Origin of the sequence: Acidianus sp. HS-5, from assembly GCF_021655615.1 — an archaeon.
Classification (GTDB): Archaea; Thermoproteota; Thermoprotei_A; order Sulfolobales; family Sulfolobaceae; genus Acidianus.
In genome coordinates this window covers 2000563-2024513 of the sequence record NZ_AP025245.1, presented here as the reverse complement: position 1 = coordinate 2024513, position 23951 = coordinate 2000563, and the positions used below count along the sequence as shown (strand labels likewise).

Below are 23951 nucleotides of genomic sequence, written 5' to 3'. Positions count from 1 at the left end.
GAAATTCATGATTACAGTAGGACTTATAGGAAAGACAAATGTTGGCAAAAGTACTTTCTTCTCTGCAGCTACATTAGTAGATGTAGAAATAGCTAATCGACCTTTCGTTACCATAGAACCAAATGTAGGAATGGCATACGTTAAAACCTTATGTGTACATAATGAGTTTAAAGTTAAATGTAACCCTAAGAACTCAATTTGTATAGAAGATTATAGATTTATCCCAATAAAACTAGTGGACGTAGCAGGATTAATACCTGGAGCCCATGAGGGAAGAGGATTAGGAAATAAATTTTTAGACGACTTAAGAAAAGCCGACGTTTTAATTCACGTAATAGACGCTAGCGGTTCTACCAACGAAGAAGGAGTAACAGTAGAATCAGGTAGTAGAGACCCGGAAGAAGACATAAAATTTGTTGAGGACGAAATAAATGAGTGGTTTATCTCGATTATAAAGAAAGATTGGGAAAAATTTGCAAGAATAAGCGATTTAGGAAATAAAGATCAAATAGATGCTTTACTTGGTAAGCTATCTGGCCTATCTGTAAATAGAGAAGAGATAATTCAAAGTTTAAAAGAGAGCAAGTTAGAAAATATAAAATTCATGCAATGGAACGAAGAAGATATAAGAAAGTTCGGAATCACTTTAAGACAAGTCTCAAAACCTATCATTATAGCAGCAAATAAAGATGATATTCAAGTAGCTAGGAAAAATATAGATAGATTAAAGGAGAAATACAAATTCATTGTTCCGACCAGTGCAGAGGCCGAATTAGCATTAAGAAAAGCTGCAAAAAATGGTTTAATAGATTACATTCCGGGAGAAAAGGAGTTCAAAATAAAATCTATCGGCCTACCAGAGAAACAACGCAAGGCATTAGATTATATAAAAACTAACGTCTTGGATGTATATGGAAATACCGGAGTTCAGCAAGCTATAAATGAGGCTGTATTTGGAGCTTTAAATATGATTACAGTCTTTCCTGTTGAAGACGAAAGAAAACTAACAGATAGAAATGGTAATGTATTACCAGATGCCATTTTAATTAAAAAAGGATCTACACCGAAGGAATTAGCAGCTGCAATACATAGTGATTTAGCTAAAGGATTTTTATATGCTATAGATGCTAGAAAGAAAATCAGAGTAGGGGAAAATTACCAATTACAAGATAGAGATGTAATAAAGATTGTATCAAGTCTAGCCCATGGTTAACCTTTAAAGAATTCTCCCTTTTTAACGTCTCTATTTACAACAGCGCTAGGATAAATTCTAGCATATGCCCCTATCTTAACTCCTGGTAAAATGGACACGTTTATCCCAGTTCTAACATGAGCTCCTACGAAAGTCCCTAATTTTCTTCTTCCAGAAGATACTCTCTCACCTTTAACATAAACCTTAACTTCTGATTCGTCAAAACGTAAATTCGCTACCAGAGTACCAGCACCGAAATTAACATCTTCAGAAATAACACTGTCTCCTACATAGCTTAAATGCGGAACTTTAGTTTTTTCCATTATTACTGACTCCTTTATTTCCACTGATGCTCCTACCCTATTATCTCCACATAATACCGTATAAGGCCTTAAGTAACTGTTAGGCCCTACTATCGAATTTTTACCTATAAAAACAGGGCCTTCAATATAGGTCCCATGAAGAACTTTTGCACCTTCTTCAATTATGGCTTTACCTTTAATTATTACTCCTTCCTCTACTTCACCATTAATTCTTGGTTGTTCTAAGTCCAATACAACCTTGTTAGCATCAATTATCTCCCAAGGTTTACCTACATCCATCCATAACCCATCATATTTTACTATTTCCACCCTATTTTCATGAGAAAATAAATTTATGGCATCTGGTAGCTCATACTCTCCTCTAACAGACTTAGGAATTTTATCTAAATAATCAAATATCTTAATATTTAATTTATAAATTCCTCCATTTATTAGATTAGACGGGGGATTTTGAGGCTTCTCTATTATGTTTTTTAAATACCCAGTCTCGGAAATATTTAACACACCGAATTCTTGTGGATTATTTACTTTTACTCCTAGAATGGCATTACACTTTGCTGAATAAATTCTTCCTATTGCTTCGGTATTAACAAGAATATCTCCGTATATTAAAAGAATTTCATCATCTTTAATCTCGCTTCTTACGCTTAATAGTGCAGATGCTGTACCATAATCATTTTTTTGCTTAACTAATTTAACACCTTTAAGTCGAGAATAAAACTCTTCATATTCTTTAGGATATTCTGATGGAACAACTACTAAAATTTCACTATCCGCCTTTTTTTTAATAAAAGTAATTGTATTTTCAATTAACGTAGAGCCTAAAAGTGGAATAAAAGGCTTGGGTCTCGTATGAGTAATAGGTTCTAATCTTTCTCCTTTACCCGCTGCTAGGATTATTACTTGCAATTGTGACCTCCTGAGAAGGAACCTTAAGTAGCTTTGATTTCTCTATTTCAACTTTCCTTAAAGGAGCTATCTTCTTAGCTTCGTTGAATATATCATTAGCTAACTTTCCAAATACCATGTCTTGAATAAATTCATCAAATGTACGCTCTTCTGCATCCTTCTTTATTAAATCTTCAATAATCTTTCTTATTGCAGTCCTCTGTTCTCTATGTACTCTATATGTAGTTAATGCAAGACCTTTCACACGTAATGAATAACCGTCCTTAGTTATTACGTCTGCAATCTCATTAACCTTAGAGCTCTTCCTCCTAACTAAAGATCTTACATAATCTCTGGATAATTCATGCCCATAAAAGCTAGTTATTAACTTATCACCGTCATGCGATAATACCTTAAAATACAGATGAACATAAACCATGCTAAAGTCTCCTGTTAAGTCATAAAGCGTAGTTTCTACTTTTCTACCTATAGTATAAGAAACATCAAAAGCCGGCGTTGACCCTAATACTACCTCTCCAAATACTTTAGGAGCTAATATAGTATACCATTTTTTTAACTTCCATTTATCTCTAATTGCACTTGTGGATTTCGACGACATTTATAGAATCATGTATTATTTGGGTATATAAGATCATTCTTTATCCTCATGCAAAAATTTTGTATAAAGCTTCCTAAGAAATTTTATTACAGTTCTGGCTTCTTCCTCATCATTTATTCCCTTAATTAAGGCTCTTTTTAACGCGATATATAATGCGTAATCTTCGTCACTTTTTCTAATCAATCCGTAGAGAATTTTGGAGTATTTATCTAGAAGATCTATAGATTCTTTAGTCATTTTAGGCTTAATTTCATGCTTCGCTTTCCAAATTTCATATAACACAATGCCTACTGCATGAGATAGATTAAGAGTAGGATATGCAGGGTTAGCAGGTATAAAAAGAAGAAAATCAGCTTTGCTAATCTCTTCCCTTGTCAGTCCTACACTTTCTCTACCAAAAATTAGTGCTACTCTTTCGGATTTCATTATACTTGATAATTCCCAGGGAAATATAGCTTTTCGCAAAATATCCCCTTTATTATTAGCAATACTAGAAGTAGCAATTTTTATGCCTGTACCTTGTAATGCCTCCTCGTATGTGTCTACAATCTTAGCACTACGTAAAATATCTTCTCCTCTAGCGGAAAATTTTATAGCCGAGTTAATATTACATTTTGGCCTTACAATAAATAGTTCATTGACTTCAAAATTTTTACACAACCTAGCTATGAAACCTACATTATACTCTCCTTCAGGCTCAACTAATACTAACCTTAGCATCAAGCTCTAATGCTATAAGCCTTTCAAAACCAAAAGTTTTTTCCATTTTCCTATTAATTTTCATCTTCCTTTTTCCTAAAACTTCCATAATTTTATCTTCGTCTGATAAAGAAGAATATAATATATACAACCTTCTAGCTGTGATAGTGTTAAGAAATCTGATTAAAACATCTGACCCAGATTTGCCCCCAGACCAACTATATTTTACCCAATCATCATATTCCTCAAAGGGCAAATAAGGGGGATTGAATATACCTACGTCGAATATTTTATTTCTAAAACATGTTAGCATATCACAATTAATAACGTTTATGTCTACGCTGTTAAGTTTAGAACTACACAAAGTTGATAAAGTTGCAAAAGGATTAATATCTACGGAATATACTTTTCCTCCCATCTTAGCTGAAATAATACTAAGAATACCAGTTCCAGATCCTACTTCTATGATGTTCTCTCCTTTTTTAATTTTAAGAATAGAAAGTAACAATTCCGTATCTTCTGCAGGTTCGTAAACTTCCTCGTTTAAGCATAGTTTAATCCCATTAAATTCAATAATTCTATAACTTGACAAGGTTTAAACTCCCTCACTCTTTTTTCACTCCTAGAAATAAATCCACAATATTCTCCTACATTTTTTAACCTCTTATTTCTAAATCTACTAACACATTTCAAATACTCGTCTATTCTTGCATTATATTTTCTTTTCCTCTTAAATGTCACTATAATGGAGTAAACTTTAGGTCTAGGGTCAAAAGCTGAAGGTGGAACAGTCTCGTGCGCCCAAATATCAAAAATATAATTTAGTATAAAGGATATATAAGTAGCATAATTTAAAATTTTATCTATAAAATCCTTTTGTAAAATTAATGCTAAATACTGTATTTCGTCCAATTTACTTACTTCTAGGAAAAAATCTTCAGTAATAGAGTAAGGTAATGAAGAGACTATTTGACCTCTTCTTATAGGTAAGAATCTAGCATCTGATATAATAAGGTTATAATCCTTAATATATTTAATAAGATTCTCATCGATCTCTACGCATAAATCAGGATTAATGAATTTAGAAATACTACCTTTTCCGCAACCAACTTCAATTATTGGCTTTATATTTTTCTCAATATAAGATGAAAATTTGGAAATAAAAAAGGTATTAATTAAAAAATTTTGTGAAAGTCTCATTTTAACTTCTCCAAATATCCTACATAAATAATTTCTTGTTGTCCAGCTTGAGGTTTTCTATGATCTATAGGATAAGCAAATAAATAATACTTATCCTTCCTCTCTATTTCAATAATTATTCTCTCAGTTATTATGTCGACTATGTTTTTTATACCAGTCCTATCTTCTATATCTTTAAACGATTCGAAAGGCTTCTTTTTCCTTTCTTCTAAAATTTCCCTTAAAGTCTTTTTACCAATACCCGGTAAGAGCTCTAAAGCGTGGAGCTTAAGAGTTAATGGCTCCGATTTATTAAAGAATTCTACAAACAATTTTTCTTTCTCACCAATTATTTTTTTAATAACTCTAATTAAAGTATCCTTAGCCACTGAAGTTAAATCATCATAAGAAATTATGAAATCTACCTTAACACCAAAAGAGGGATCTTCTAAATCAATCTCCTCTTCAAGTTGTAATTCCCTACTTGTAGAGGCTTCCATCAACATGAAATAATCTGCCCCAAGTAACTGAGCAAAAGGTCTATTCTTGTGAATTTTATGCTTATCTAAGGGATTACCTTCCCTCAAATAATCTAGAACATACGCAAACTTCTCTCTCCTTTCAACTCTCCTTTCATTTTTCCTTTCATACGGTCTCCTATTCTCTGCCATCATTCCACTATAATCAATTACGCTTAGCTTAATAAAAAATATCAACCTTTTTGAAGATACTTCTTAACAAGCTCTACAATTTTTTCTAGAATTTCCTGGCTGTAATTTTTACTATCTAAAGCTAAAATGCTTCTAACCTCGTCTATTGTACTTGGGCATATACTTGCTATAACAGCTCGGATTTCCTCTTTTTCTACAAACTGAGATAACTCGCCCATAAGTTTTATGGCGTCTTCTTCCCCGCATTTATTTATGGCATTAAGATACTCATATGTTCTTTGAAGAATACTTGAATTGTTACCATTTTTAATTAGCTCGTATACATATTTCCTAGCTACGGAATAAGGAATATAATGTTCATCCTCTACAATAACTGAAGACAATCTACCTCACTGCTTAAATAACCTAAGATGCTCTGGCCTTACAATTATTAGTTTTTCCTTATTGCCAATATGAAGTTTTAACTCGTAAGCTCTACCTCTTTTACCTACGACTTCCGCAACTCTACCATGAAATCTTCTATGAGGCATTCCGTTATGGATTGCAGAATTTATCTTAATGATAACTTTATCTCCTGGCTTATAGTCGTACATTAACAAACTTAAAGACGGAATAGCTCCTCTCTCTCTGGGAGATTTCCTTAAAAGATTCCTTGACCTAGTCCTATTGCCTTTTGAATGTGATACCATAATCTTACCCAAAATAGCATAAACATTCCTGTAATTAAATTTTTGGTCGAGATTGTAAGGACCTTCATCTTTCTAAGAAGGCAAATTAAAAGAATCATGACTGGCCTATTTTCAATTACATTATTCTATACAAAAAGACTTAGAAAACAATATGGTAATAAGTTTCTTAGATACCCTCTATAAAGACTATGGAAAAACATTTAAGTAGTACATTCTAATTTCTATTCACGTGCGGGGGTGCCCGAGCATGGTCAAAGGGGGCGGACTTAAGATGCCACCCGCCAGATAAGATATCCGCTGGCGTAGGCCTGCGTGGGTCCGAATCCCACCCCCCGCATGCGTTAATACTATCAAGTATTAAACTTTTCATTTTATTAGGCTAGGATGAAAGAGATAATTAAATCATATACTATACCCTTATTCTATATTAATAAATAAAAATCAAATTAATTATTACTTTGCACTTCAATATTTCCTTTATAACAATATTGCTAAGAGTTTCAATCATTAACTTGAAAATCACAGGAGATGCGGGGAGCGGGATTCGAACCCGCGAAGGCCTACACCAGTAGGGCCTGAGCCTACCCCCTTCGTCCTAGCTCGGGCATCCCCGCAATACGCCGGGAGCGGGATTCGAACCCGCGTGTCCTTTCGGACAGTAGGTCGCTCGCTTTTTAGCTGGAAATGGTCTCGAGCCTACCCCCTTAGGTCCGCTCGGGCATCCCGGCAACTATAAAATTAGAAATTAGGACTTAAAAATCAAGCTGGGACATATATCGGGTTCTCTTCAGTTGATACTCTCTTTTCATTAGCTAGGTATTGTCTTATATCTTTTGGCATATTAAATATCATTGCATGAGTTTCTCCATCATAGAATCTTAGTTCTCCTTCTATTCTATCTTTTATCCTCTTATTAATTTGATCTTTAGTTAACGATAACGGATTCACATAATCTGACGCATAAACAAATCCCCATAACCCGTCAAACGCTGGAACATAAACTATTGACGCAGATACTAGTTTAAACAATTGCCTAAGAGTATTGAAAACTGTTGAGAAGACGCACAGCGAAAATGAAGGAGAGGTTGCTTGAGTTACCATTGCTCCACCTTTGTTTAGCCTAGACTTAACTTTTTCATAGAATTCTTTAGTATAAAGCTTATAAGAAGTATTACCTTTTATAGGGTCTGTTAGGTCTAAGATTATTGCATCGTATTTTTCTGTAGTCTTATCGATATAATCTTTTGCATCAGATATGAGAATTTTACTCCTTTTATCGTCAAATGAACCTCTGTGCCACTCTGTCAAATACTGTTTAGCAAAATCTATAACAGCTTGATCTATGTCAACCATAGTAGCAGTTCTAACAACCTTATGCTTTAGAACTTCTCTAAGAGTTGCTCCTTCTCCCCCGCCTAAAATTAGTACATTTTCTGGATTTTCTATACTAAGCATAAGAGGATGAACTAAAGTTTCATGATATATGTATTCATCAGCCAGACTGGACTGAATCTTTCCATCTATTATTAGTACTTTGCCAAACCTTACAAGTTCTGCTACCATAATCCTTTGATATTGTGTTTTCAAATCTACAATTACTCTGTTTATTAAATGCCCATGAAACTCACAAGGGCTTTGCCACTCTAAATGCCAACTCCACCCTAACTGGCTCATTTAAACTAACCTTACTCCGTTAACCTTCTTATTTTGCCAACTATACCTCTTTATTTTCTTAGATTTACCGAACCCACAAGCTGCACAATAATGCTTTTTCGGATTATAAGAATTCCTTCCGCATCTCCTGCATCTAATGTGTGTTGCGCCTTTATTCATTTTACCAAATGATGGTGTTCCTTTCATTCTTGCTCACTTATGATTGTTGTATTGGGGATATAAGAATTACGTTATCCCCTCTAATTACTATAGTTCCGATTTTCTTTCCGCTACCGTCGCTTTGTATTTCTTCCGAGTCTGATAGCACTAAATTCATATGCTGATCATAGCTTTTTAATAATCCTCTTACTTCTTTGTTTCCTTTTAATTTAACTAAAACTAGACTACCTAATGATTCCGCAAGCACCTTATGTGCGGTTTCTGCCAAAATATCACCTTAAATGATTTTGAAGCAAAAGGAGTTTAAAATCTATCTTTCGCAAAGAAGGAAGTCCCGCCGCGGGGAATTGAACCCCGGACCACCCGGTAACTGCCCCCTATCTACAGCCGGGCGCTCTAAACCGGGCTGAGCTACGGCGGGTCTTCGATTAATGTTTTTGCTTTAAGGATTAAAAAAGTTATTTTAATGAAAGCTTTAGCATTTAACATGCATTTCCTATATACGTGCTGCCTATTCATGTATAGCGTAAAATGACTAAAGATAAAACATGTAGCTTTTATCGGAAAATCCTTGCAAAGTTAGATAACCTTAAAAATATTTTAATAGTAATAGAAGAGAAATTAACTATAAAGCCTGAGATGTCTTCATTGTAAAATGAGCAAGATTTGTTTTATCGTAGTGTAAAAATGAAAATATTTGAGTAATAGAAATTCCCGTAAACTGCTAAACATGATATAAATTCCGTGACTTATATTTTAAGGAAAAGGAAGATATTATGTTTACAAGATAGAGTATGAGAACGCAAGGAAAAATTGACGTAGCAGAAGCTATATTAAATTAAAAGAAATAGGGCGTGGGAACTGACCTACCCACTATGGGCCCGCTGGGATTTGAACCCAGGATTTCTGCCTCGTAAGGGCAGCGTCCTAACCAGGCTAGACTACGGGCCCACTTGCTCTTTATTTTAACTTAACACTCTTTAAATTTTTTCCCACTGTCAGAGAAGCATATAGAGGAGTATTGCTGCCTCTGCTTCTGGTCCTAAATCTTGTAATAATTTAGGTATATGCACATAATTCCCTATGGATTGCTCAATTTTCGTAAAACCACTCTCTATTCCAGGAAATACTATCAATACTTGATCTTCTTTTCCATTTTTTAGAGACTCTACGTTTATTTCGTCCTTTGCATTAGAAGATACTAAATATATAGAACTTGGTTTTAATAATTCCAAAGAATCTTTTAAATCCGGTAAAATTAGGAGTGATTTATTAAGTTTAAAAGCTAATTTTCCTACTTCCGGAATTCCTACTTGTGCAGCAGTACCGCTCGCTTTAGTTATTACTAACTTCTCTACACCAAGGTTGAAAACTATTTTTGCAAAATCTATTAATCTCTGCGAGCTTGTAATATTATGCAAGCCAACTATTATATTCCTCACTTATTTTCACCTTAATATATGATGCTATGGCAGTTGATAAGGCTACTGGAACTGCTTCTCCTACTTGATTGTATTGTTCATCCCTACTTCCTATAAAAATATGATCGTCTGGATAGCTCATTAATCTAGCTTGTTCTCTTACTGTTAGAAATCTGTCGTGATAAGGATGAATAAACCTTGAATTTCCTAAAACTGTTGGAGCTAGATCAAAAGGATTTAACCTAATATAAAGCGGAATTTCCTTTCTACTCCCCTTGTACATAGTTAAATAGTCGCCAAAGTATAACTTGCTTATTTTAAGTATCTTTTTATCTGTAACCTCATGCACCTCGTTATTTGGAATATCTCTCGTGTTATCTAAATCTGAGATTGCTTCATGAACCGTAACCTTTTTGCTTATTTTATGCGGACTTATTTTTATGTTTGAAATAAATACTCTTAGTCTCCTAGAAGGATTACCGTAATCTTCTGCCCTTAGGAAGTTAAAATAAATTTGCTCGTATCCTATTTTTGAGAATTCTGTTAATATTGAATCTTTTAATTCTTTAGTTTCGACTATGGCAGGAACATTCTCCATTACAAATATTTTTGGCTTTAATTCGCCTACTAGCCTTATGTATTCAAGTGTTAAAGATCCTCTTTCGTCTAAATATAGTCTATCCACTGGATTCTTTAGCCTTGAAGGGTTAGCTGCAGTAAATCCTTCACAAGGAGGACTTCCTATTAAAATATCTGGAGAATGACCTATAATACTTGTTATTTCGTCTCCAGTAATGTTCCTTATATCTTCCTCTAGGGTTATTGCTGACGGAAAATTTTCAGCATAAGTCCTAACTGCAGCGTGATTTATATCTATAGCTAATACTATATTAAACCCTTGATTTCTAAATCCTAGAGAAAATCCGCCTGCTCCAGAAAACAAATCAACTACTTTTAGCTCCAAGTTTAGTCTCTTTGCTAATTTCTCCTTCTAGTTCATTAATTTTTTTCTCCAGCACTTCTCTTACTTTACCGGAATCATAATATGCAAGCTGAGAGCCGCACTTTGGGCATTTAAATTCGTTTTCAAATGCCTCATCAAATGTATACTTAGCTTTATCTTCTGGACACATATAAAATTCATTATTAGATTCATAATCTAATCTTGCTTTTAATTTATCTAAAATTTCCCTTTTCCTATTTAATAATATTTCATTAATTTGTTCAGTATTAACTTTCCAATAATATATATACCATCCTGTATCTTTATCTCTACTCTTCCGATAACTTACTAATCCTTGATCTGCCAATGCATAAAGTTTTTTCCTTATTTCGTTAACTTTTATACCTAATTCGTTAGCTATTTCGTCATCTGTCATTTCGGTCTTTTTATTTATAAGAAATTCTAATAATTCTGTATATTCTTCACCTAACAAGCTCTTCGCTAAATTTAGTATAAGCTCGTCTACATTACTTGTCAATTGTAATCACCTACTTATATAATATTCTTCAAGTTGTTTTTATAGATTATCTATGTAATTTCCCTTTTCTCCTGATTGCAATAAGCTGATATACTTTCTGTTATCTTAGTTTCTAAATTAGTAATATTATATAATGTTTTTGCTGAAAAAGGAATTGTACCAATAATTGGAGAGTACATTTCGTTGCTTATTTTATATATTAGATCAGAACGCCTATCTATCTCTTCGTGAGGTATTTTATCTGTTTTGTTAGCTACTATGAGTATTGGCTTTCCTGAAATTCCTAATTCTCTCAAAGTTGAAAAGGAAGATTTTAACATATCAAGAATTAATGTATCATCAAGAGATATATCGACTACAAGCAATATAATGTCTGCATATTTAATTTCTGATAAAGTTACGAAGAATGCTTCAATAATCTGAGGAGGAATTCCTCTAATGAATCCTACTGTATCGACAAGCATTATTTTTTGGCCTTTTATGGATATTTTAAACCTTTTAGGAGCAGTTGTTGTAAACATAGATGAGTCAACTTTCTGGCTAAGTCCGGTTAATATATTGAATATCGAAGTCTTGCCTGCATTCGTATAACCAGTTATTGCTATACTCGGTAAGCTGTTACTTTCATGCTGTTTTATTTGATACTCCCTTAATTCCTTTATATGCATTAACTCTTTTGATATTTTCGCTATTTTTCTGTGATATAGTCTAAGTATAGCTTCTACTCCGTAAACTCCTGCTCCGAGCAAACCTTGTTGCTCGGATATCTTATGCTTTTTATAAACGTCCTTTATAATCGGTAATTCATACTTTAATCTTGCTAATTCTATCTGGAGCTGTGCTTCCTTAGATCCTGCATGTAATGCAAAAATTTCCAATAATAATAAAAGCTTATCTAAAATTTTCATTTTACTTCCTAATTCTTTATTTAAATTAATAAAGTGTCTGGGTTTTAAGAGATCAAATATTATTATAGCGTCGATATCCTCATTTTTTAATTTATTTAGCTTATCTTCTTGAATATAATAGGACGGATTTGGTTTTTTAGGAAGCTTATATACACTAGTTATCTCATATCCTGCTGTTTCGGATAGAGTTTTAGCTTCATCTAAATATTCCTCAGATGAAAATAACACAGCCTTCATTTCTTTTCCCTTATATTTACTACATCTCCTAAGGTTAACTCGAAATTCTTGCCTCCTTTTTGTGTTTCTTCACTTGATATAGTATATAATAATTTTACGGACAAAATTTTTTCTAATGCCTTTGCTTGTTCTATTGTTGGCTTTAATTTACCTTGTTCAAATCTCTTTATTATATTTTCAGAAACTTTCATTTTATCTGCTAATTGTTTAGTAGTAAGACCTAAATGCTCTCTTGCAGTCCTAATTATTTTATAATAATCATCTGCAATTTCTACTTCCACTTCTGACTTTTTATTTACATTTTCTCTTTGTTGCTTAATAGCTTGTGTTTTTTTAGGTTTTTCTTCATAAATCTTAGCAGTTTTCCTAATTTTTGAGTAACATGACTCACATACAGTAATTATACTACCCTCATAAACTACTGTAATACCCTTACCACGTATTGGCATTCCACACATTTCGCAATATTTTTGTGGCTGTTTCTGAATACTCACAAGTAATAAATAGTGGCAAACATTTTTAGTCTATCTCATTAAGAAATGATATGGGTTAAGCTTGTCTGGAGAAATAGATGTTTCTAGAGATAATAATGAAGATTATGAGCAAATAATTAAATTACTCGAAGAGAAAATTAACGCATTACAAGCAGAAACTGAAAGTTTAAGAAAGGAATTAAATTATTATAAATCTGAATTAGAGAAATTATTAAGTCCTCCTTTAATAGAAGCTGTTGTACTAGATATTTTAGATGATGGGAAAGTAATAGTTAGAAGTACCTCTGGTCCAAACTTAATAGTTACAGTAAGCAGCGATATAGATACTAAAAACCTTAAAATTGGACAATCAGTAGCATTAAATCAGAGAGGTTCTGCAATAGTTAAAATTTTACCTGAAAGAGAAGATCCATTTATAAAATCCATGGAAGTACTGGAGAAGCCTAATATAAAGTACGAAGATATAGGAGGCCTATCACAACAAATTCAAGAACTTAGAGAAGTAATAGAACTTCCCTTAAAGAATTCAGAAATATTCAAGGAACTGGGGATTCAACCACCTAAAGGCGTATTATTATACGGACCTCCAGGAACAGGAAAAACAATGCTTGCTAAAGCAGTTGCAGCAGAGAGTAATGCAACCTTTATTCATGTGGTAGCTTCAGAATTTGCTCAAAAGTTTGTAGGTGAAGGTGCTAGAGTTGTAAGAGAAGTTTTTGAGTTCGCCAGAAAGAAGGCTCCTTCAATAGTTTTTATTGACGAAATAGATGCAATAGGTGCAAAAAGAATAGACCTGGGGACTAGTGGAGAAAGAGAAGTACAAAGGACTTTAATGCAATTACTTGCAGAACTTGATGGATTTCAGCCATTAGATAATGTAAAGATAATAGGAGCTACTAATAGGATAGATATACTAGATCCTGCCTTATTAAGACCTGGTAGATTTGATAGAGTAATAGAAATTCCATTACCAGATTTTAATGGCAGAAAAGAAATCTTCAGGATTTATATGTCTAAAATGAAGGTAAGCAATAGTGTGGATATTACTATACTAGCTAAGCTTACTGAAGGATTTAGCGGTGCAGATATTAAGAACGTATGCACAGAAGCAGGATATTTTGCAATAAGAGAGGATAAAAAAATAATAGATATGAACCACTTTATAGAAGCTATAAACAAGATAAAATCTAAAAGGAAGGAAGAATTTAAAGGAAGAGAAGAGAAGTACACATGAAGGAGTTTGTGACATATCCGGAAAGGGTATCTAATTTCGATTTTTTTTATTTAAGGAATATATTTGCATATCAATTTAGCCAAGATATTGCAGAATGCGTCTTCGATAATTTACCTTCTTTTTTTATTCAAAGATCTATAAATACAAATAGAATAAGAAATATTATAGTAAATAATGAATTGTTTCTAATTTTGAGAGCCCAAGACAATTTATTCTCATTGACATTAGATTCTGCTGAAAAAATTAAGGAATGCTCTAAATCTCCTAGATTTAGAATAATAATTCCTTTTGATATTGCTAATTTTGTAAAAAATTCTGGAAATGTGTTTGCAAAACATGTAATAAATGTAGATAGAAGTCTAAGAGCTGGAGATCAAGTTATAGTTGTAGATGAAAGCGATAATATAATAGGAATTGGTAGATTAAAGTTATCAGCTGAGGAGATAATCGAATATAAAAGAGGAGTAGCTGTAATTGTAAAGGAGAGGAATAAAAATGAAGGTAATCCTTAAGGGTATAACTGAGGATGAATTAAAAGGATCTACGTTTATAACTGGATTTAGGACAATAGGAGAAACAGGGTATTTAGCATCAAGATATATCGTGCTAAAACGTAAACTCCAAAGAATAGGATTTATAACTACCAAGTATCTTAGAGATGTTACATTCTTGGATGAGTACGGTATAGCAACTCCTTTTGATTTATTTTACGACAAGGAACTTCACACTATAGTTCTGTTAAATCATCTATTACCATTTCAGCGTGAATGGAACTCCTTTGCTAAAGACATGATAACGTGGCTTAAAAAGCTCGAAGTAAAGAATATAATATTAATAGGAGGCCTTGACAAGAGATATAAGGAAGGAACAGAAGAACTTAGGTGGCTTAAAACTTCTAAAAACGTATCAAGCTTGCCTTATCCTGAACTGGAAAAACAATTAATAATGGTAGGGCCTTTAGCTTTATTTACTATTTACTCAGAGATTGAAGACCTCCCAGCAATAGTTCTTTTACCTTATGCTGATAGGGAGAGAATAGACCCTGCAGCTGCTGCAGTAGCTGTAGGCGCGATAAATAAAATCTTAGGAATCAATATAGATGTTACAGAACTTTATGAAGATGCTAAAAAATTAGAAGAAGAGCTCCAGAAGCAGCTAGAGAATATTCAAAAAGAGGTAAGTAAAAGTGGACTAGATAGGCATTATATGTAACATCGATCCTTCGCACTCTATTAGTTCAACTCTTTTATACTTAGATTTTAATATACTGTTGGCCTTATCTGAGGAAATCCTAATTGTATTTTCCGATAAAGTCTTTGGAATTTCGAATTGGGATAATGGATAAGATTCAGATATTAATAAAGGTATTAGACCATAAAACGGATAAGCAACATATATATCTGCATTCATATAGTTGTCTTTAACTATCTTTGAAATTGAAGGATCAGAAATAAAAGGTTGAGTTAATTTGTCTCCACAAATAACTATTGCCTTATCATGCAGAGGTTTTATTGATTCTAGATACATGTGATGTCTGATAATTTCCGGCCTTCGTATTGAATCTTCATTAAATAGAAATAGTCCTTTTATTTCTCCCTTTACTCTTGGATCGTATTTTTCTAAATATTCTGCATATGTCAGCAACTTCTTAAATGCAGAATAAACTGAAGGATGAGAAAAAGCTTTTTCTTGTATGTACTCAAATAATCTTCCTTCTTTTATAGCTATTTTGGTTTCTCTAATTTCTTCTAATATTTTGTATAAATTATGGATAGCCAACAATTTGACTCTCTCGTTATCATCCATTTCTAAAAGCTCTTGAGGAGTATATTTAGAACATACAGGACAGCTACACGGGAAACTATCTAAATCTTCAAGTCTAAACGTCCTAGACCTTGTAATATACCTGTTATCTCTAGCATACAATATATACGAAGCGGAATCAAAGGAATCTACTCCTAGTGCTACTGCAAAAGGTATTAAATGCGGCAAACCTCCCCCAAACAAATGTAAGGGCTTCCCTCTACTTATAGATGATCTGGCAGTAAATATCATATCCACTAATGTATCATAATCATACCTTTCCATGAGTACAGTAGGGCTACCTAATGCTAACATTTTATATTTATCTCTTTTATTTGCCTCTGATGCAGAATATTGTAATAAATCTAAAAATCTTCCCCCTTGAATTGGATGAGTCCATATTATGTTTTCTGAGTCTATTATACTTTCCACGTCCTTAGCCCTTCTTAGCGTCTCATCAACAGTCATCTTAGCTTCTTCTTTATCTTCTAATTTTCCAGTAGGTACATCGAGAATTACTGCAATATCTGGTTTTATTTTATTTTGATACTCTACAATTTCCTTATTACTAGCTGCTATATTTCCATATTCTAAAATCTGATAAGCTCCAGAATCTGTCATTATAACAGAATTAAAATTCAGATCCTTGTGTATATCTTGTTTAACTATCCTATTTTTCTTAAGTATATATGCGTTTGTTATTATAGTAGTAAATCCAACTGACAAAATATCATTAATGCTTATTTCTCTTTTTAGTAAATTCACAACAGGGAAAAATAATGGAGTTTCTAATACTCCGTGAGACGTCTCTAATTTACCTATTCTACCAGCAAGGTCTTCATCCTTTACTTCAAAATCTCCTATCATCTTGAAGTCTCTCTCTTTTTCTTTTCTATATATTCATTAAATAAATCATAAACTCTCTGAGCTAGAGGTCCGCTACCTTCAACTCCGTTTTCAGTAACTTTAATTTTCTCTAGGATAGTTATAACCCCTGCTTCTTCGTAAACTTTTATATCTCCAGGCCTTAAATTTAATGATTTTTCTATTAAACTAGCAAATTCCTTTACGTCAAAAATTGGAGCGTTCTTTATTAGAATCTCTGAAATGGTATTACCATTTATTATAGCCTTATAATATGCATTATTTTCATTATCTTTTGCGTTAGATATGCTCACCATAAAAGGATCTATCTCAAAAGATGACAATTGGCCTGTATATGTTTTTCCGTTAGTTAATTTTATTATTACAGTTTTATCTATTAATGAATTTATATCATAAACTACTCTACGACTTATACTCATAACGGTCAACATAAGATTAATATACAAGGATTTAAATAATGAAGTGAAAAACCTTGCAGCGTATAAATTATGAATTTAACGAAGAAGGGATAGTTTCATCAATTCAGAAAGGCGTTCTTAGAGACTTATACGTGGTTAATATAAAATGTCAAGATATTAATATAAATCTTGATGTTACATCCGAGATTAACATTTTTAATAATAATGAAAAAGTTAATGTCATAATCTCTAGATCAAAGCCTATTTTTACTAGTAATGATTTTTGCGGACATGGATACATAGTTACTGAAAAAGTAGATCAGAACGCAAAAACATACATTACCATTATATCCTTATTTGGCCTATTAGTAAAAATAGAAAGTAACTCGAGTTTCCTTAACAAATACGGATTTAATGTAATGGACCATGTTTACTTTTGTATATTAAAGGAGACTTAGTAAGGAATGTATTCTGTAGACGTTTTTCCAGTACTATCTATCGTTAAGATATCGATTCCGTCCCCAGAAGTTATGTCCCTCTCTATAGAGGCTTTAATAGATTTTATCACTACTTCTTTACCTTTATCTAAAGGCATCTTTTGGTCGTATTCTGCCTCAAGAACTCCTATAGCAACTCTTGCTCCAGAGCCTACAGCAGCATACACATCATCTAAAAGTGAACCTAATGGGTCTAGTACATATAATTGTGAAACGCCATTATCAACTCCGGCAAATAGAATCTCGGAAATGAAAGGTGTGTATTTATATTGATATAATATAATTGACAGTAATTTCGCAGCAGCTTTAGTGGATATAGGTCTTTCGTTATATAATTCGTAATATTTTATCTCTGCATTCATTATCCTTGTTAAAGCTTGTAAATCTCCAAAAAGCCCTGCACCTGCAATCCCAAATCTACTTATAATATGAACCTTTTTTGCTTGCTTACTTAATACGTAACCTCCATAGCTTAATCTACGTTCTGCTGCTAAAATTACACCATCATTTAACTTTATTCCAACTGCAGTTGAAGGTAATTCTTCCATAATTATCACTATAAGTCTTTGTGCAAAGTTTAAATTATTTGTCTTATGTAAGGTAAAAGGTCATTAAGCGATATGGAATTCTGCTGTCTTGTAGATAAATCTTTTATTGACACTTTATTTTCCTTTTTCTCGTTTTCTCCAATTATAATAACTATATTTATGTTAGTATCTAATAAATTTGGAATCAGTTTAGATAGCGAAACATTCTTTGTATTCAATATTACAGGAATATCATTTTCGTGTAAGAGGAAAAGTACCTTGAGAGCGTAATCCATTACATTCTCGTCTAAAGGGACTATTACCATTTTTCTTTCATTGTCTTTAATTTTCAAGTTCTGCAAAACTGCTAAAACTCTCTCAACTCCTATTGCAAAACCTATAGAAGGCGTAGATGGACCACCATAAAGCTGTACTAAATTGTCGTATCTTCCACCTCCAGCGATACTAAAGTTTACTGAAGGATGAACCACCTCAAATATTACTCCGGTATAGTAAGCTAGACCCCTAACTAACGATAAATCAACTTTTATTGGAATATTAAACTTAGACAGCATTTCGTAAATTGTAAAAAGTCTCGAAATCTGGCTTTCTAAATCTTTCGAATAAGAATTGCCTATATCTTTAACCATTCCTATAAGATCTGATTCCTTAGATATAGAATTATATAATATTAATTTTATTATATTTAGAATCTTTGGTTCTGCAATCTTAGATAAATACTCTATTACAGAATCTTTATTTCCTTTATCTATTAAGTGTAATAAGTGCTCTTCTTGATCTTCAGACAGCTTTAGAAACGAGAATAATTCCCTGTATATTGCTATATTATTCATTTTTATTGTAACATTTTCCAAATTAATTTCCTTAAAAAATTCCCATAATATACTTAAAACTTCTAAATCAGCATTAATTGAATATTCTCCCAGCATTTCTATTCCTGCTTGCCTGAATTCCCTATATCTGCCAAATTGTGGTTCATCGTACCTATAAACAGTCCCAGAATAGTATAATCTGACGGGTTTGGGTAAATGTTGCATAGAATTTAGAAATAATCTTACCATACTAGGTGTAAATTCTGGTCGTAATGCAACTTCTCTTCCGCCCTTATCAATAAATGTATACATAGTTTTTCTTAGTTCCTCTCCACCTTTTAATGCAAATAATTCGAATTCTTCAAGAATTGGTGTTATAGCTTCCATATATCCGAATTTTTTAACAATTTTTATGAATTTTTCTTCTAGATATCTTATTTTTTCTGCATCTTCACCAAAATAATCTTTCATTCCTCTTAAAGGTTCATAAGATACCATATCAGCCCTTAGATAATGATACCTCAGAAAGATTATAATAAGTTATGTCTCCATACTTATCTACTATAGCTAAGTAAGCATCTATATTGGACACCTTAGCCATTTCGATATATTTAAATATTTCGTTTATTTTCAGAGGTTCATTTTCGTTGTAAATTATGATTATTCCAATTATCTTTCCACTTGAATCACGTAAATATATTGTATTATCAAGTTTATTGGAAATTATAGCTTTCTTAGATCTTAACTTTAAATCTATAACTACAGAAATTTTGTTCCAAAAGTTTTTATCTTTGCCGTAAATATCTTGTAAATATCGCAAATCACTCTCTGAAAGCTTACCAGATATAATTCTAGATATAAGTTCATCAAACTCAGTTTCAGCCATATCCCAGTCTATTGTAGCTAGTAATAGCTAGATTATAATTATTATGCTAGAGCAAAAATTATCATGCAATGTCCATACTGTGGATCAAAAAATTTAATATGGGATAGTGCTCGCGGCATAGTAGTTTGTGAAGTATGTGGAAGCGTCATTGATACTATTTATGATTATTCTCAAATAGAAGTTTCCGAAGAAATAATAGATTTAAATAAAAATTTATCAGAAAGAATAGAAACTAAAAACTTTATTAAATTAACTGAAATTACAGCAAGTAAATTCAGAATAATCGATAATAAAAAGAACATGAAATTTATAACAGAGGATGGAGAACTAGCATTAAGTTTACTTAATATGGATAAGAATGTATATAAAATTTATGAATATATGGAGAATAATGGCATATTTAGTGGGAGAAAAATAAAAATAAGGGTGGCCTTAAGTTTCTATATAGCAGGATATAGATACAAAAAAATGAGAAATATTTTAGAAAAATTACATATAAATGAGAAATATTTTAGAAAAATTACATATAAATTACCGAAAGAATTAAAATACGTGAATAAAGAATTATTAAGTCAATGTTAATTTTGATCTAAAAAGTAATGTGATTTACGTTATAATTATGTGATAGTTAAGTTTTTATATAACCAGTTTCAAAGTGAGTGTGAAGGTGAATTATATGTCATCCACGGCTACTGTAGCTACTACTCCAGAAGGAATTCCTGTCATAATTTTAAAGGAAGGTTCATCAAGAACTTATGGAAAAGAGGCAGTCAGATTAAATATAGCAGCTGTTAAGGCAGTGGAAGAAGCACTAAAGAGTACATACGGCCCTAGAGGAATGGATAAAATGCTCGTAGACAGCTTAGGGGACATCACAATAACTAATGATGGAGCAACTATACTAGATAAAATGGATTTACAACATCCTGCAGCAAAGTTATTAGTACAAATAGCAAAAGGTCAAGATGAAGAGACTGCAGACGGAACCAAGACTGCAGTAATTTTAGCAGGTGAGCTTGTCAAGAAAGCTGAAGATTTGCTATATAAAGATATTCATCCGACAATTATTATTAGCGGTTACAAGAAAGCTGAAGAAGTAGCATTAAAAACCATTCAAGAAATAGCACAACCAGTTAGCATAAATGACACCGACTTACTTAAGAAAGTAGCAATAACATCATTAAGCAGCAAGTCAGTAGCTGGCGCAAGAGAATACTTAGCAGATATTGTAGTAAAAGCAGTAACACAAGTTTCAGAATTAAGAGGAGATAAATGGTATGTCGATTTAGATAACATTCAGATAGTAAAGAAAGCTGGAGGAGGAATTAATGATACACAATTAGTATACGGAATAATTGTAGATAAAGAAGTAGTACATCCTGGAATGCCAAAGAGAATTGAAAATGCAAAAATAGCTTTGTTAGATGCATCATTAGAAGCAGAAAAGCCAGAGCTTGATGCAGAGATAAGAATTAACGATCCATCCCAAATGCAGAAATTCTTAGAGGAGGAAGATAATTTACTAAAAGAAAAAGTTGATAAAATAGTTGCTACTGGAGCTAATGTTGTTATATGCCAGAAGGGAATTGATGAAGTAGCACAGTCATATTTAGCTAAGAAAGGAATATTAGCTGTAAGAAGAGCAAAGAAGAGTGATCTAGAAAAGTTAGCTAGAGCTACTGGAGGAAGAGTTGTATCTAACATTGATGAATTAAGCTCGCAAGATCTAGGATATGCTGCATTAGTTGAAGAGAGAAAAGTTGGAGAAGATAAAATGGTGTTTGTAGAAGGAGCAAAGAATCCAAAGGCTATAAGTATATTAATCAGAGGAGGATTGGAAAGAGTCGTAGACGAAACCGAAAGAGCATTAAGAGATGCGTTAGGAACAGTTGCAGATGTAATTAAAGACGGAAGAGCCGTAGCAGGAGGAGGAGCTATAGAAATCGAAATTGCGAAAGCATTAAGGAAATATGCCCCGCAAGTAGGAGGAAAAGAGCAATTAGCAATAGAATCTTACGCATCAGCTTTAGAGAGTTTAGTAATGATACTTATAGAGAATGCAGGGTTTGATCCAATAGATTTACTAATGAAATTAAGGAGTGCTCACGAGAATGAAAATAACAAATGGATAGGTGTAGATTTATACGCAGGACAACCAGTAGATATGTGGCAGAAAGGAGTAATAGATCCTGCATTAGTTAAAATGAACGCTATTAAAGCTGCAACAGAAGCTGTAACATTAATACTTAGAATAGACGATCTAGTCGCTGCAGGCAAGAAATCGGCTGGAAGCGAATCTAAGGGCGGAGAAACAAAACCGTCTGAAGAAGACTAACTTTCTTTAATTTTCATTAAACTTGGTTGCTTTATATTTGGAGCAGATATTATAGCATCTCCTACATCTAACTTATCTAGAATATTGGATAAGTTAGAATCTAAAGCAAGTGAATCTACAATTATTTTTTTATCAATGTTTGATTTTATAGCATGAACTATTTTTATATTTGTATTCTTGATGACATCTGGAGATACTGATGAAGGACTCTGAGTAATAATACAAAGTCCTATTCCGAATTTTCGTATTTCGTTAAGTAGTCTACTTACAAATTCATTATTATTATTAGTAAAATAGTTTTGAGACTCTTCTAATATTATTAAAGTCGGCTTATTACTTATTTTTTTCTTTATATAAATATCAGTAATTGCACGTATTATAAATAACGCATACAATCTTCTTACCGAAATATCAGGTATAAAACTTAAGTCCACTATTATCTTATCATTGTTTGAAAGCTCTTCTTCCATATTAATGTTAGAAATTAATAGAAGTCTTACAGGTCTGTAAAGTATAGGATTCATACGCCTTAATAATGCTAACTTTACATCTTTAATCCAAGTATATTCGTCCTTAATCTTGGATATCGCCTCATATAATGTGGAGAGAGAGAATCTTTTGTATTTTCTTAGTTCAGAAAGAATAATATATAATATATATCTTTGAGGATCGGTTAACTCTAACACATCTTGAAAGATTTCTACGGTCTCTTCCAAATTATATAATTTGAGAATATTCAATCTCAATGGATTAGACTCATTATATATCTTAAAATCTTTCAATTTATTCACATATTCTCCGTGCCAATCCAAAATTATTACATTAAAACCTTTGTTTGCTACCTGAGAAGCTATTATGGCTGCGGTATTAGATTTCCCACTACCTGTTGTACCAAATATTCCTATATGCCTAAAAACATCATTACTTCTTATACCTACAGGGATCTTAGCTAAAGACGATGTGACTACGTAGCCTAATTCTATATCATAATCAACTTGTATATTCTCTGATTTAGGTATTTCATATTGTTTTTCGAAAATCCTTGCATAACTTAAATTGCCAAAATCACTAGGTATAGGCAAGGATTCATTACCTGCTTTTATAGGATCTAAGGATATATGAGGAGCTATAGATTCTGCTAATTTTTTTAATATTTCGTATTCTTGAATAATTTCAGCTTCGCATTCTGTGTATTTTTCATTTTTACATTCTTTAAACATAATTAAGGCAGAAGACTTACGTCTATTATAAATATATGTCGATATACTATATTTTACATTATCAGATTTCCTACTTAATACATCAACAAGATTATCTAATTCCCTTTGTAAATTGCCTTCAGAATTATTTATATCTTGTTTACCTAAAATTCTAAAAGCTATGCCGGCTACAATTATCCCATTTGATTTAATTATAAATATATTGTTTTTAATAAATGTATTCAATACAATCTTCTTCTTTCTTAATAGTATTACAACAGATAAAGGAATAATAGGAATAATAAATACAAGATATATTGTATCAATATTAAACAAATATATTAAATGAAACTGATACAATATCAACCCGAATCCAAGTATAAACAATATGATAGGACCTATCTTATTAGAATTCATATATCTTTTCTCCATATATCTTTCAGAGACTCAGATAAGCGAATTTATTGCATTAGCACTTAACGCGATACGCTCATTGTTATCTTTAATTTGTATTCGTTCAAATTGATTAACATCTTTTTTACAACATTTTATTATATAACCAATATCGCCTTCGTTAAATTTAACGCGCGCTAATGCGTCTGTAATCTGAGAAGTTGAGTACAAAAGAGTTAAAAAATAAATCTTTGGATCTTTAATCCTAGATTTAGTATATGTCCTGAAAAATATATAACAAGCTTGATTTATTACTGATCTAGGTGG

29 protein-coding genes and 5 tRNA genes are annotated in these 23951 nt (G+C 32.3%); 8 read left to right on the top strand and 26 right to left on the bottom strand.

Annotation, left to right across the window (positions count from 1 at the left end):
• Positions 1 to 7 precede the first annotated feature (7 nt).
• On the top strand, positions 8 to 1213 hold the full coding sequence (locus HS5_RS11025; protein ID WP_236751429.1) for a redox-regulated ATPase YchF: 1206 nt from the start codon (positions 8 to 10) through the stop codon (positions 1211 to 1213).
• Here the strand turns inward: HS5_RS11025 and spn are convergent.
• The 8 genes from spn to HS5_RS10985 are packed head-to-tail and all read right to left on the bottom strand — an operon-like array spanning position 1210 to position 6260.
• The gene (gene spn, locus HS5_RS11020) at positions 1210 to 2424 is read right to left on the bottom strand and encodes a bifunctional sugar-1-phosphate nucleotidylyltransferase/acetyltransferase (RefSeq protein ID WP_236751428.1); all 1215 of its coding nucleotides are present in this window, start codon (positions 2422 to 2424) and stop codon (positions 1210 to 1212) included. The genes HS5_RS11025 and spn overlap by 4 nt on opposite strands.
• Positions 2396 to 3022 (bottom strand): 30S ribosomal protein S3ae, encoded by a 627-nt coding sequence (locus HS5_RS11015; RefSeq protein ID WP_236751427.1) that lies wholly within the window; start codon positions 3020 to 3022, stop codon positions 2396 to 2398. The genes spn and HS5_RS11015 overlap by 29 nt, the downstream gene beginning before the upstream one ends.
• 33 nt (positions 3023 to 3055) lie before the next feature.
• Positions 3056 to 3742 (bottom strand): tRNA (cytidine-2'-O-)-methyltransferase TrmJ, encoded by a 687-nt coding sequence (gene trmJ / locus HS5_RS11010; RefSeq protein WP_236751426.1) that lies wholly within the window; start codon positions 3740 to 3742, stop codon positions 3056 to 3058.
• Complete coding sequence (locus HS5_RS11005) at positions 3720 to 4313, bottom strand: HemK2/MTQ2 family protein methyltransferase (protein WP_236751425.1); 594 nt, start codon at positions 4311 to 4313, stop codon at positions 3720 to 3722. Before HS5_RS11005 ends, trmJ begins: the two co-directional genes overlap by 23 nt.
• On the bottom strand, positions 4265 to 4921 hold the full coding sequence (locus tag HS5_RS11000) for a 16S ribosomal RNA methyltransferase A (RefSeq protein WP_236751424.1): 657 nt from the start codon (positions 4919 to 4921) through the stop codon (positions 4265 to 4267). The genes HS5_RS11005 and HS5_RS11000 overlap by 49 nt, the downstream gene beginning before the upstream one ends.
• Entirely contained in the window at positions 4918 to 5574 is a 657-nt protein-coding gene (locus tag HS5_RS10995) for a DUF655 domain-containing protein (RefSeq protein ID WP_236751423.1), read from the bottom strand. Before HS5_RS10995 ends, HS5_RS11000 begins: the two co-directional genes overlap by 4 nt.
• A 38-nt stretch (positions 5575 to 5612) precedes the next feature.
• On the bottom strand, positions 5613 to 5954 hold the full coding sequence (locus HS5_RS10990) for a DNA-directed RNA polymerase subunit F (protein ID WP_236751422.1): 342 nt from the start codon (positions 5952 to 5954) through the stop codon (positions 5613 to 5615).
• Positions 5955 to 5960: 6 nt separating this feature from the next.
• A complete protein-coding gene (locus HS5_RS10985) occupies positions 5961 to 6260 on the bottom strand; it encodes a 50S ribosomal protein L21e (protein ID WP_236751421.1) in 300 nt (99 codons plus the stop codon).
• Between the two features lie 231 nt (positions 6261 to 6491).
• Here HS5_RS10985 and HS5_RS10980 point away from each other — a divergent pair.
• Positions 6492 to 6597, top strand: a tRNA-Leu gene (locus tag HS5_RS10980).
• A 192-nt stretch (positions 6598 to 6789) separates the two neighbouring features.
• On the opposite strand, the gene HS5_RS10975 is transcribed toward HS5_RS10980, so the two are convergent.
• From HS5_RS10975 to HS5_RS10920, 12 genes are all read right to left on the bottom strand, one after another.
• Positions 6790 to 6874, bottom strand: a tRNA-Leu gene (locus tag HS5_RS10975).
• 4 nt (positions 6875 to 6878) lie between these two features.
• A tRNA-Ser gene (locus HS5_RS10970) sits at positions 6879 to 6988 on the bottom strand.
• Positions 6989 to 7019: 31 nt separating this feature from the next.
• Positions 7020 to 7934, bottom strand: a complete 915-nt coding sequence (gene speE / locus HS5_RS10965; protein ID WP_236751420.1) for a polyamine aminopropyltransferase — start codon at positions 7932 to 7934, stop codon at positions 7020 to 7022.
• Positions 7935 to 8120, bottom strand: coding sequence for a 50S ribosomal protein L37e (locus tag HS5_RS10960; protein ID WP_236751419.1), 186 nt, complete (start codon positions 8118 to 8120; stop codon positions 7935 to 7937).
• A gap of 10 nt (positions 8121 to 8130) precedes the next feature.
• On the bottom strand, positions 8131 to 8361 hold the full coding sequence (locus HS5_RS10955; RefSeq protein ID WP_236751418.1) for an LSm family protein: 231 nt from the start codon (positions 8359 to 8361) through the stop codon (positions 8131 to 8133).
• Positions 8362 to 8425: 64 nt separating this feature from the next.
• Positions 8426 to 8514 (bottom strand) — tRNA-Tyr (locus HS5_RS10950).
• A 455-nt stretch (positions 8515 to 8969) separates the two neighbouring features.
• A tRNA-Val gene (locus HS5_RS10945) sits at positions 8970 to 9044 on the bottom strand.
• Positions 9045 to 9091: 47 nt separating this feature from the next.
• Positions 9092 to 9535, bottom strand: a complete 444-nt coding sequence (locus HS5_RS10940; RefSeq protein WP_236751417.1) for a RecB-family nuclease — start codon at positions 9533 to 9535, stop codon at positions 9092 to 9094.
• Positions 9507 to 10478: a DNA cytosine methyltransferase gene (locus HS5_RS10935; RefSeq protein ID WP_236751416.1), complete on the bottom strand. Its 972-nt coding sequence runs from the start codon at positions 10476 to 10478 to the stop codon at positions 9507 to 9509. Before HS5_RS10935 ends, HS5_RS10940 begins: the two co-directional genes overlap by 29 nt.
• Positions 10459 to 10971: a transcription factor E gene (gene tfe / locus HS5_RS10930; protein ID WP_236753556.1), complete on the bottom strand. Its 513-nt coding sequence runs from the start codon at positions 10969 to 10971 to the stop codon at positions 10459 to 10461. The genes HS5_RS10935 and tfe overlap by 20 nt, the downstream gene beginning before the upstream one ends.
• A 74-nt stretch (positions 10972 to 11045) precedes the next feature.
• Positions 11046 to 12140 (bottom strand): GTPase HflX, encoded by a 1095-nt coding sequence (gene hflX / locus HS5_RS10925; protein ID WP_236751415.1) that lies wholly within the window; start codon positions 12138 to 12140, stop codon positions 11046 to 11048.
• Positions 12137 to 12634 carry a multiprotein bridging factor aMBF1 gene (locus HS5_RS10920; RefSeq protein ID WP_236751414.1) on the bottom strand — a complete coding sequence of 166 codons (498 nt, stop codon included), beginning with the start codon at positions 12632 to 12634 and terminating at the stop codon, positions 12137 to 12139. The genes hflX and HS5_RS10920 overlap by 4 nt, the downstream gene beginning before the upstream one ends.
• A gap of 61 nt (positions 12635 to 12695) precedes the next feature.
• Here HS5_RS10920 and HS5_RS10915 point away from each other — a divergent pair, with 61 nt between their 5' ends.
• The 3 genes from HS5_RS10915 to HS5_RS10905 are packed head-to-tail and all read left to right on the top strand — an operon-like array spanning position 12696 to position 15080.
• Positions 12696 to 13868, top strand: a complete 1173-nt coding sequence (locus HS5_RS10915; protein ID WP_236751413.1) for a proteasome-activating nucleotidase — start codon at positions 12696 to 12698, stop codon at positions 13866 to 13868.
• Positions 13865 to 14380: a PUA domain-containing protein gene (locus HS5_RS10910; RefSeq protein ID WP_236751412.1), complete on the top strand. Its 516-nt coding sequence runs from the start codon at positions 13865 to 13867 to the stop codon at positions 14378 to 14380. Before HS5_RS10915 ends, HS5_RS10910 begins: the two co-directional genes overlap by 4 nt.
• Positions 14364 to 15080 (top strand): PAC2 family protein, encoded by a 717-nt coding sequence (locus HS5_RS10905; protein ID WP_236751411.1) that lies wholly within the window; start codon positions 14364 to 14366, stop codon positions 15078 to 15080. Before HS5_RS10910 ends, HS5_RS10905 begins: the two co-directional genes overlap by 17 nt.
• On the opposite strand, the gene tgtA is transcribed toward HS5_RS10905, so the two are convergent.
• Together tgtA and HS5_RS10895 are read right to left on the bottom strand one after the other, a co-directional pair.
• Complete coding sequence (gene tgtA, locus HS5_RS10900) at positions 15060 to 16535, bottom strand: tRNA guanosine(15) transglycosylase TgtA (protein ID WP_236753555.1); 1476 nt, start codon at positions 16533 to 16535, stop codon at positions 15060 to 15062. The genes HS5_RS10905 and tgtA overlap by 21 nt on opposite strands.
• The gene (locus tag HS5_RS10895) at positions 16535 to 16975 is read right to left on the bottom strand and encodes an Lsm family RNA-binding protein (RefSeq protein ID WP_236751410.1); all 441 of its coding nucleotides are present in this window, start codon (positions 16973 to 16975) and stop codon (positions 16535 to 16537) included. The genes tgtA and HS5_RS10895 overlap by 1 nt, the downstream gene beginning before the upstream one ends.
• 53 nt (positions 16976 to 17028) lie before the next feature.
• Between HS5_RS10895 and HS5_RS10890 the strand changes: the two genes are divergently transcribed.
• Positions 17029 to 17412: a DNA-directed RNA polymerase subunit G gene (locus HS5_RS10890; RefSeq protein WP_236751409.1), complete on the top strand. Its 384-nt coding sequence runs from the start codon at positions 17029 to 17031 to the stop codon at positions 17410 to 17412.
• On the opposite strand, the gene psmB is transcribed toward HS5_RS10890, so the two are convergent.
• The 3 genes from psmB to HS5_RS10875 are packed head-to-tail and all read right to left on the bottom strand — an operon-like array spanning position 17409 to position 19697.
• Complete coding sequence (gene psmB / locus HS5_RS10885; RefSeq protein WP_236751408.1) at positions 17409 to 17999, bottom strand: archaeal proteasome endopeptidase complex subunit beta; 591 nt, start codon at positions 17997 to 17999, stop codon at positions 17409 to 17411. The two genes, HS5_RS10890 and psmB, sit on opposite strands and share 4 nt — an antisense overlap.
• Positions 18000 to 18028: 29 nt before the next feature.
• Positions 18029 to 19309 (bottom strand): histidine--tRNA ligase, encoded by a 1281-nt coding sequence (gene hisS / locus HS5_RS10880; protein ID WP_236751407.1) that lies wholly within the window; start codon positions 19307 to 19309, stop codon positions 18029 to 18031.
• Between the two features lies 1 nt (position 19310).
• Positions 19311 to 19697, bottom strand: coding sequence for a ribonuclease BN (locus HS5_RS10875; RefSeq protein WP_236751406.1), 387 nt, complete (start codon positions 19695 to 19697; stop codon positions 19311 to 19313).
• Between the two features lie 63 nt (positions 19698 to 19760).
• Between HS5_RS10875 and HS5_RS10870 the strand changes: the two genes are divergently transcribed.
• Entirely contained in the window at positions 19761 to 20279 is a 519-nt protein-coding gene (locus tag HS5_RS10870) for a TFIIB-type zinc ribbon-containing protein (protein ID WP_236751405.1), read from the top strand.
• Positions 20280 to 20373: 94 nt separating this feature from the next.
• On the top strand, positions 20374 to 22032 hold the full coding sequence (thsB, locus tag HS5_RS10865) for a thermosome subunit beta (RefSeq protein WP_236751404.1): 1659 nt from the start codon (positions 20374 to 20376) through the stop codon (positions 22030 to 22032).
• Here the strand turns inward: thsB and HS5_RS10860 are convergent.
• Positions 22029 to 23648 (bottom strand): ATP-binding protein, encoded by a 1620-nt coding sequence (locus HS5_RS10860; RefSeq protein WP_236751403.1) that lies wholly within the window; start codon positions 23646 to 23648, stop codon positions 22029 to 22031. The genes thsB and HS5_RS10860 overlap by 4 nt on opposite strands.
• Positions 23649 to 23951: the final 303 nt, after the last annotated feature.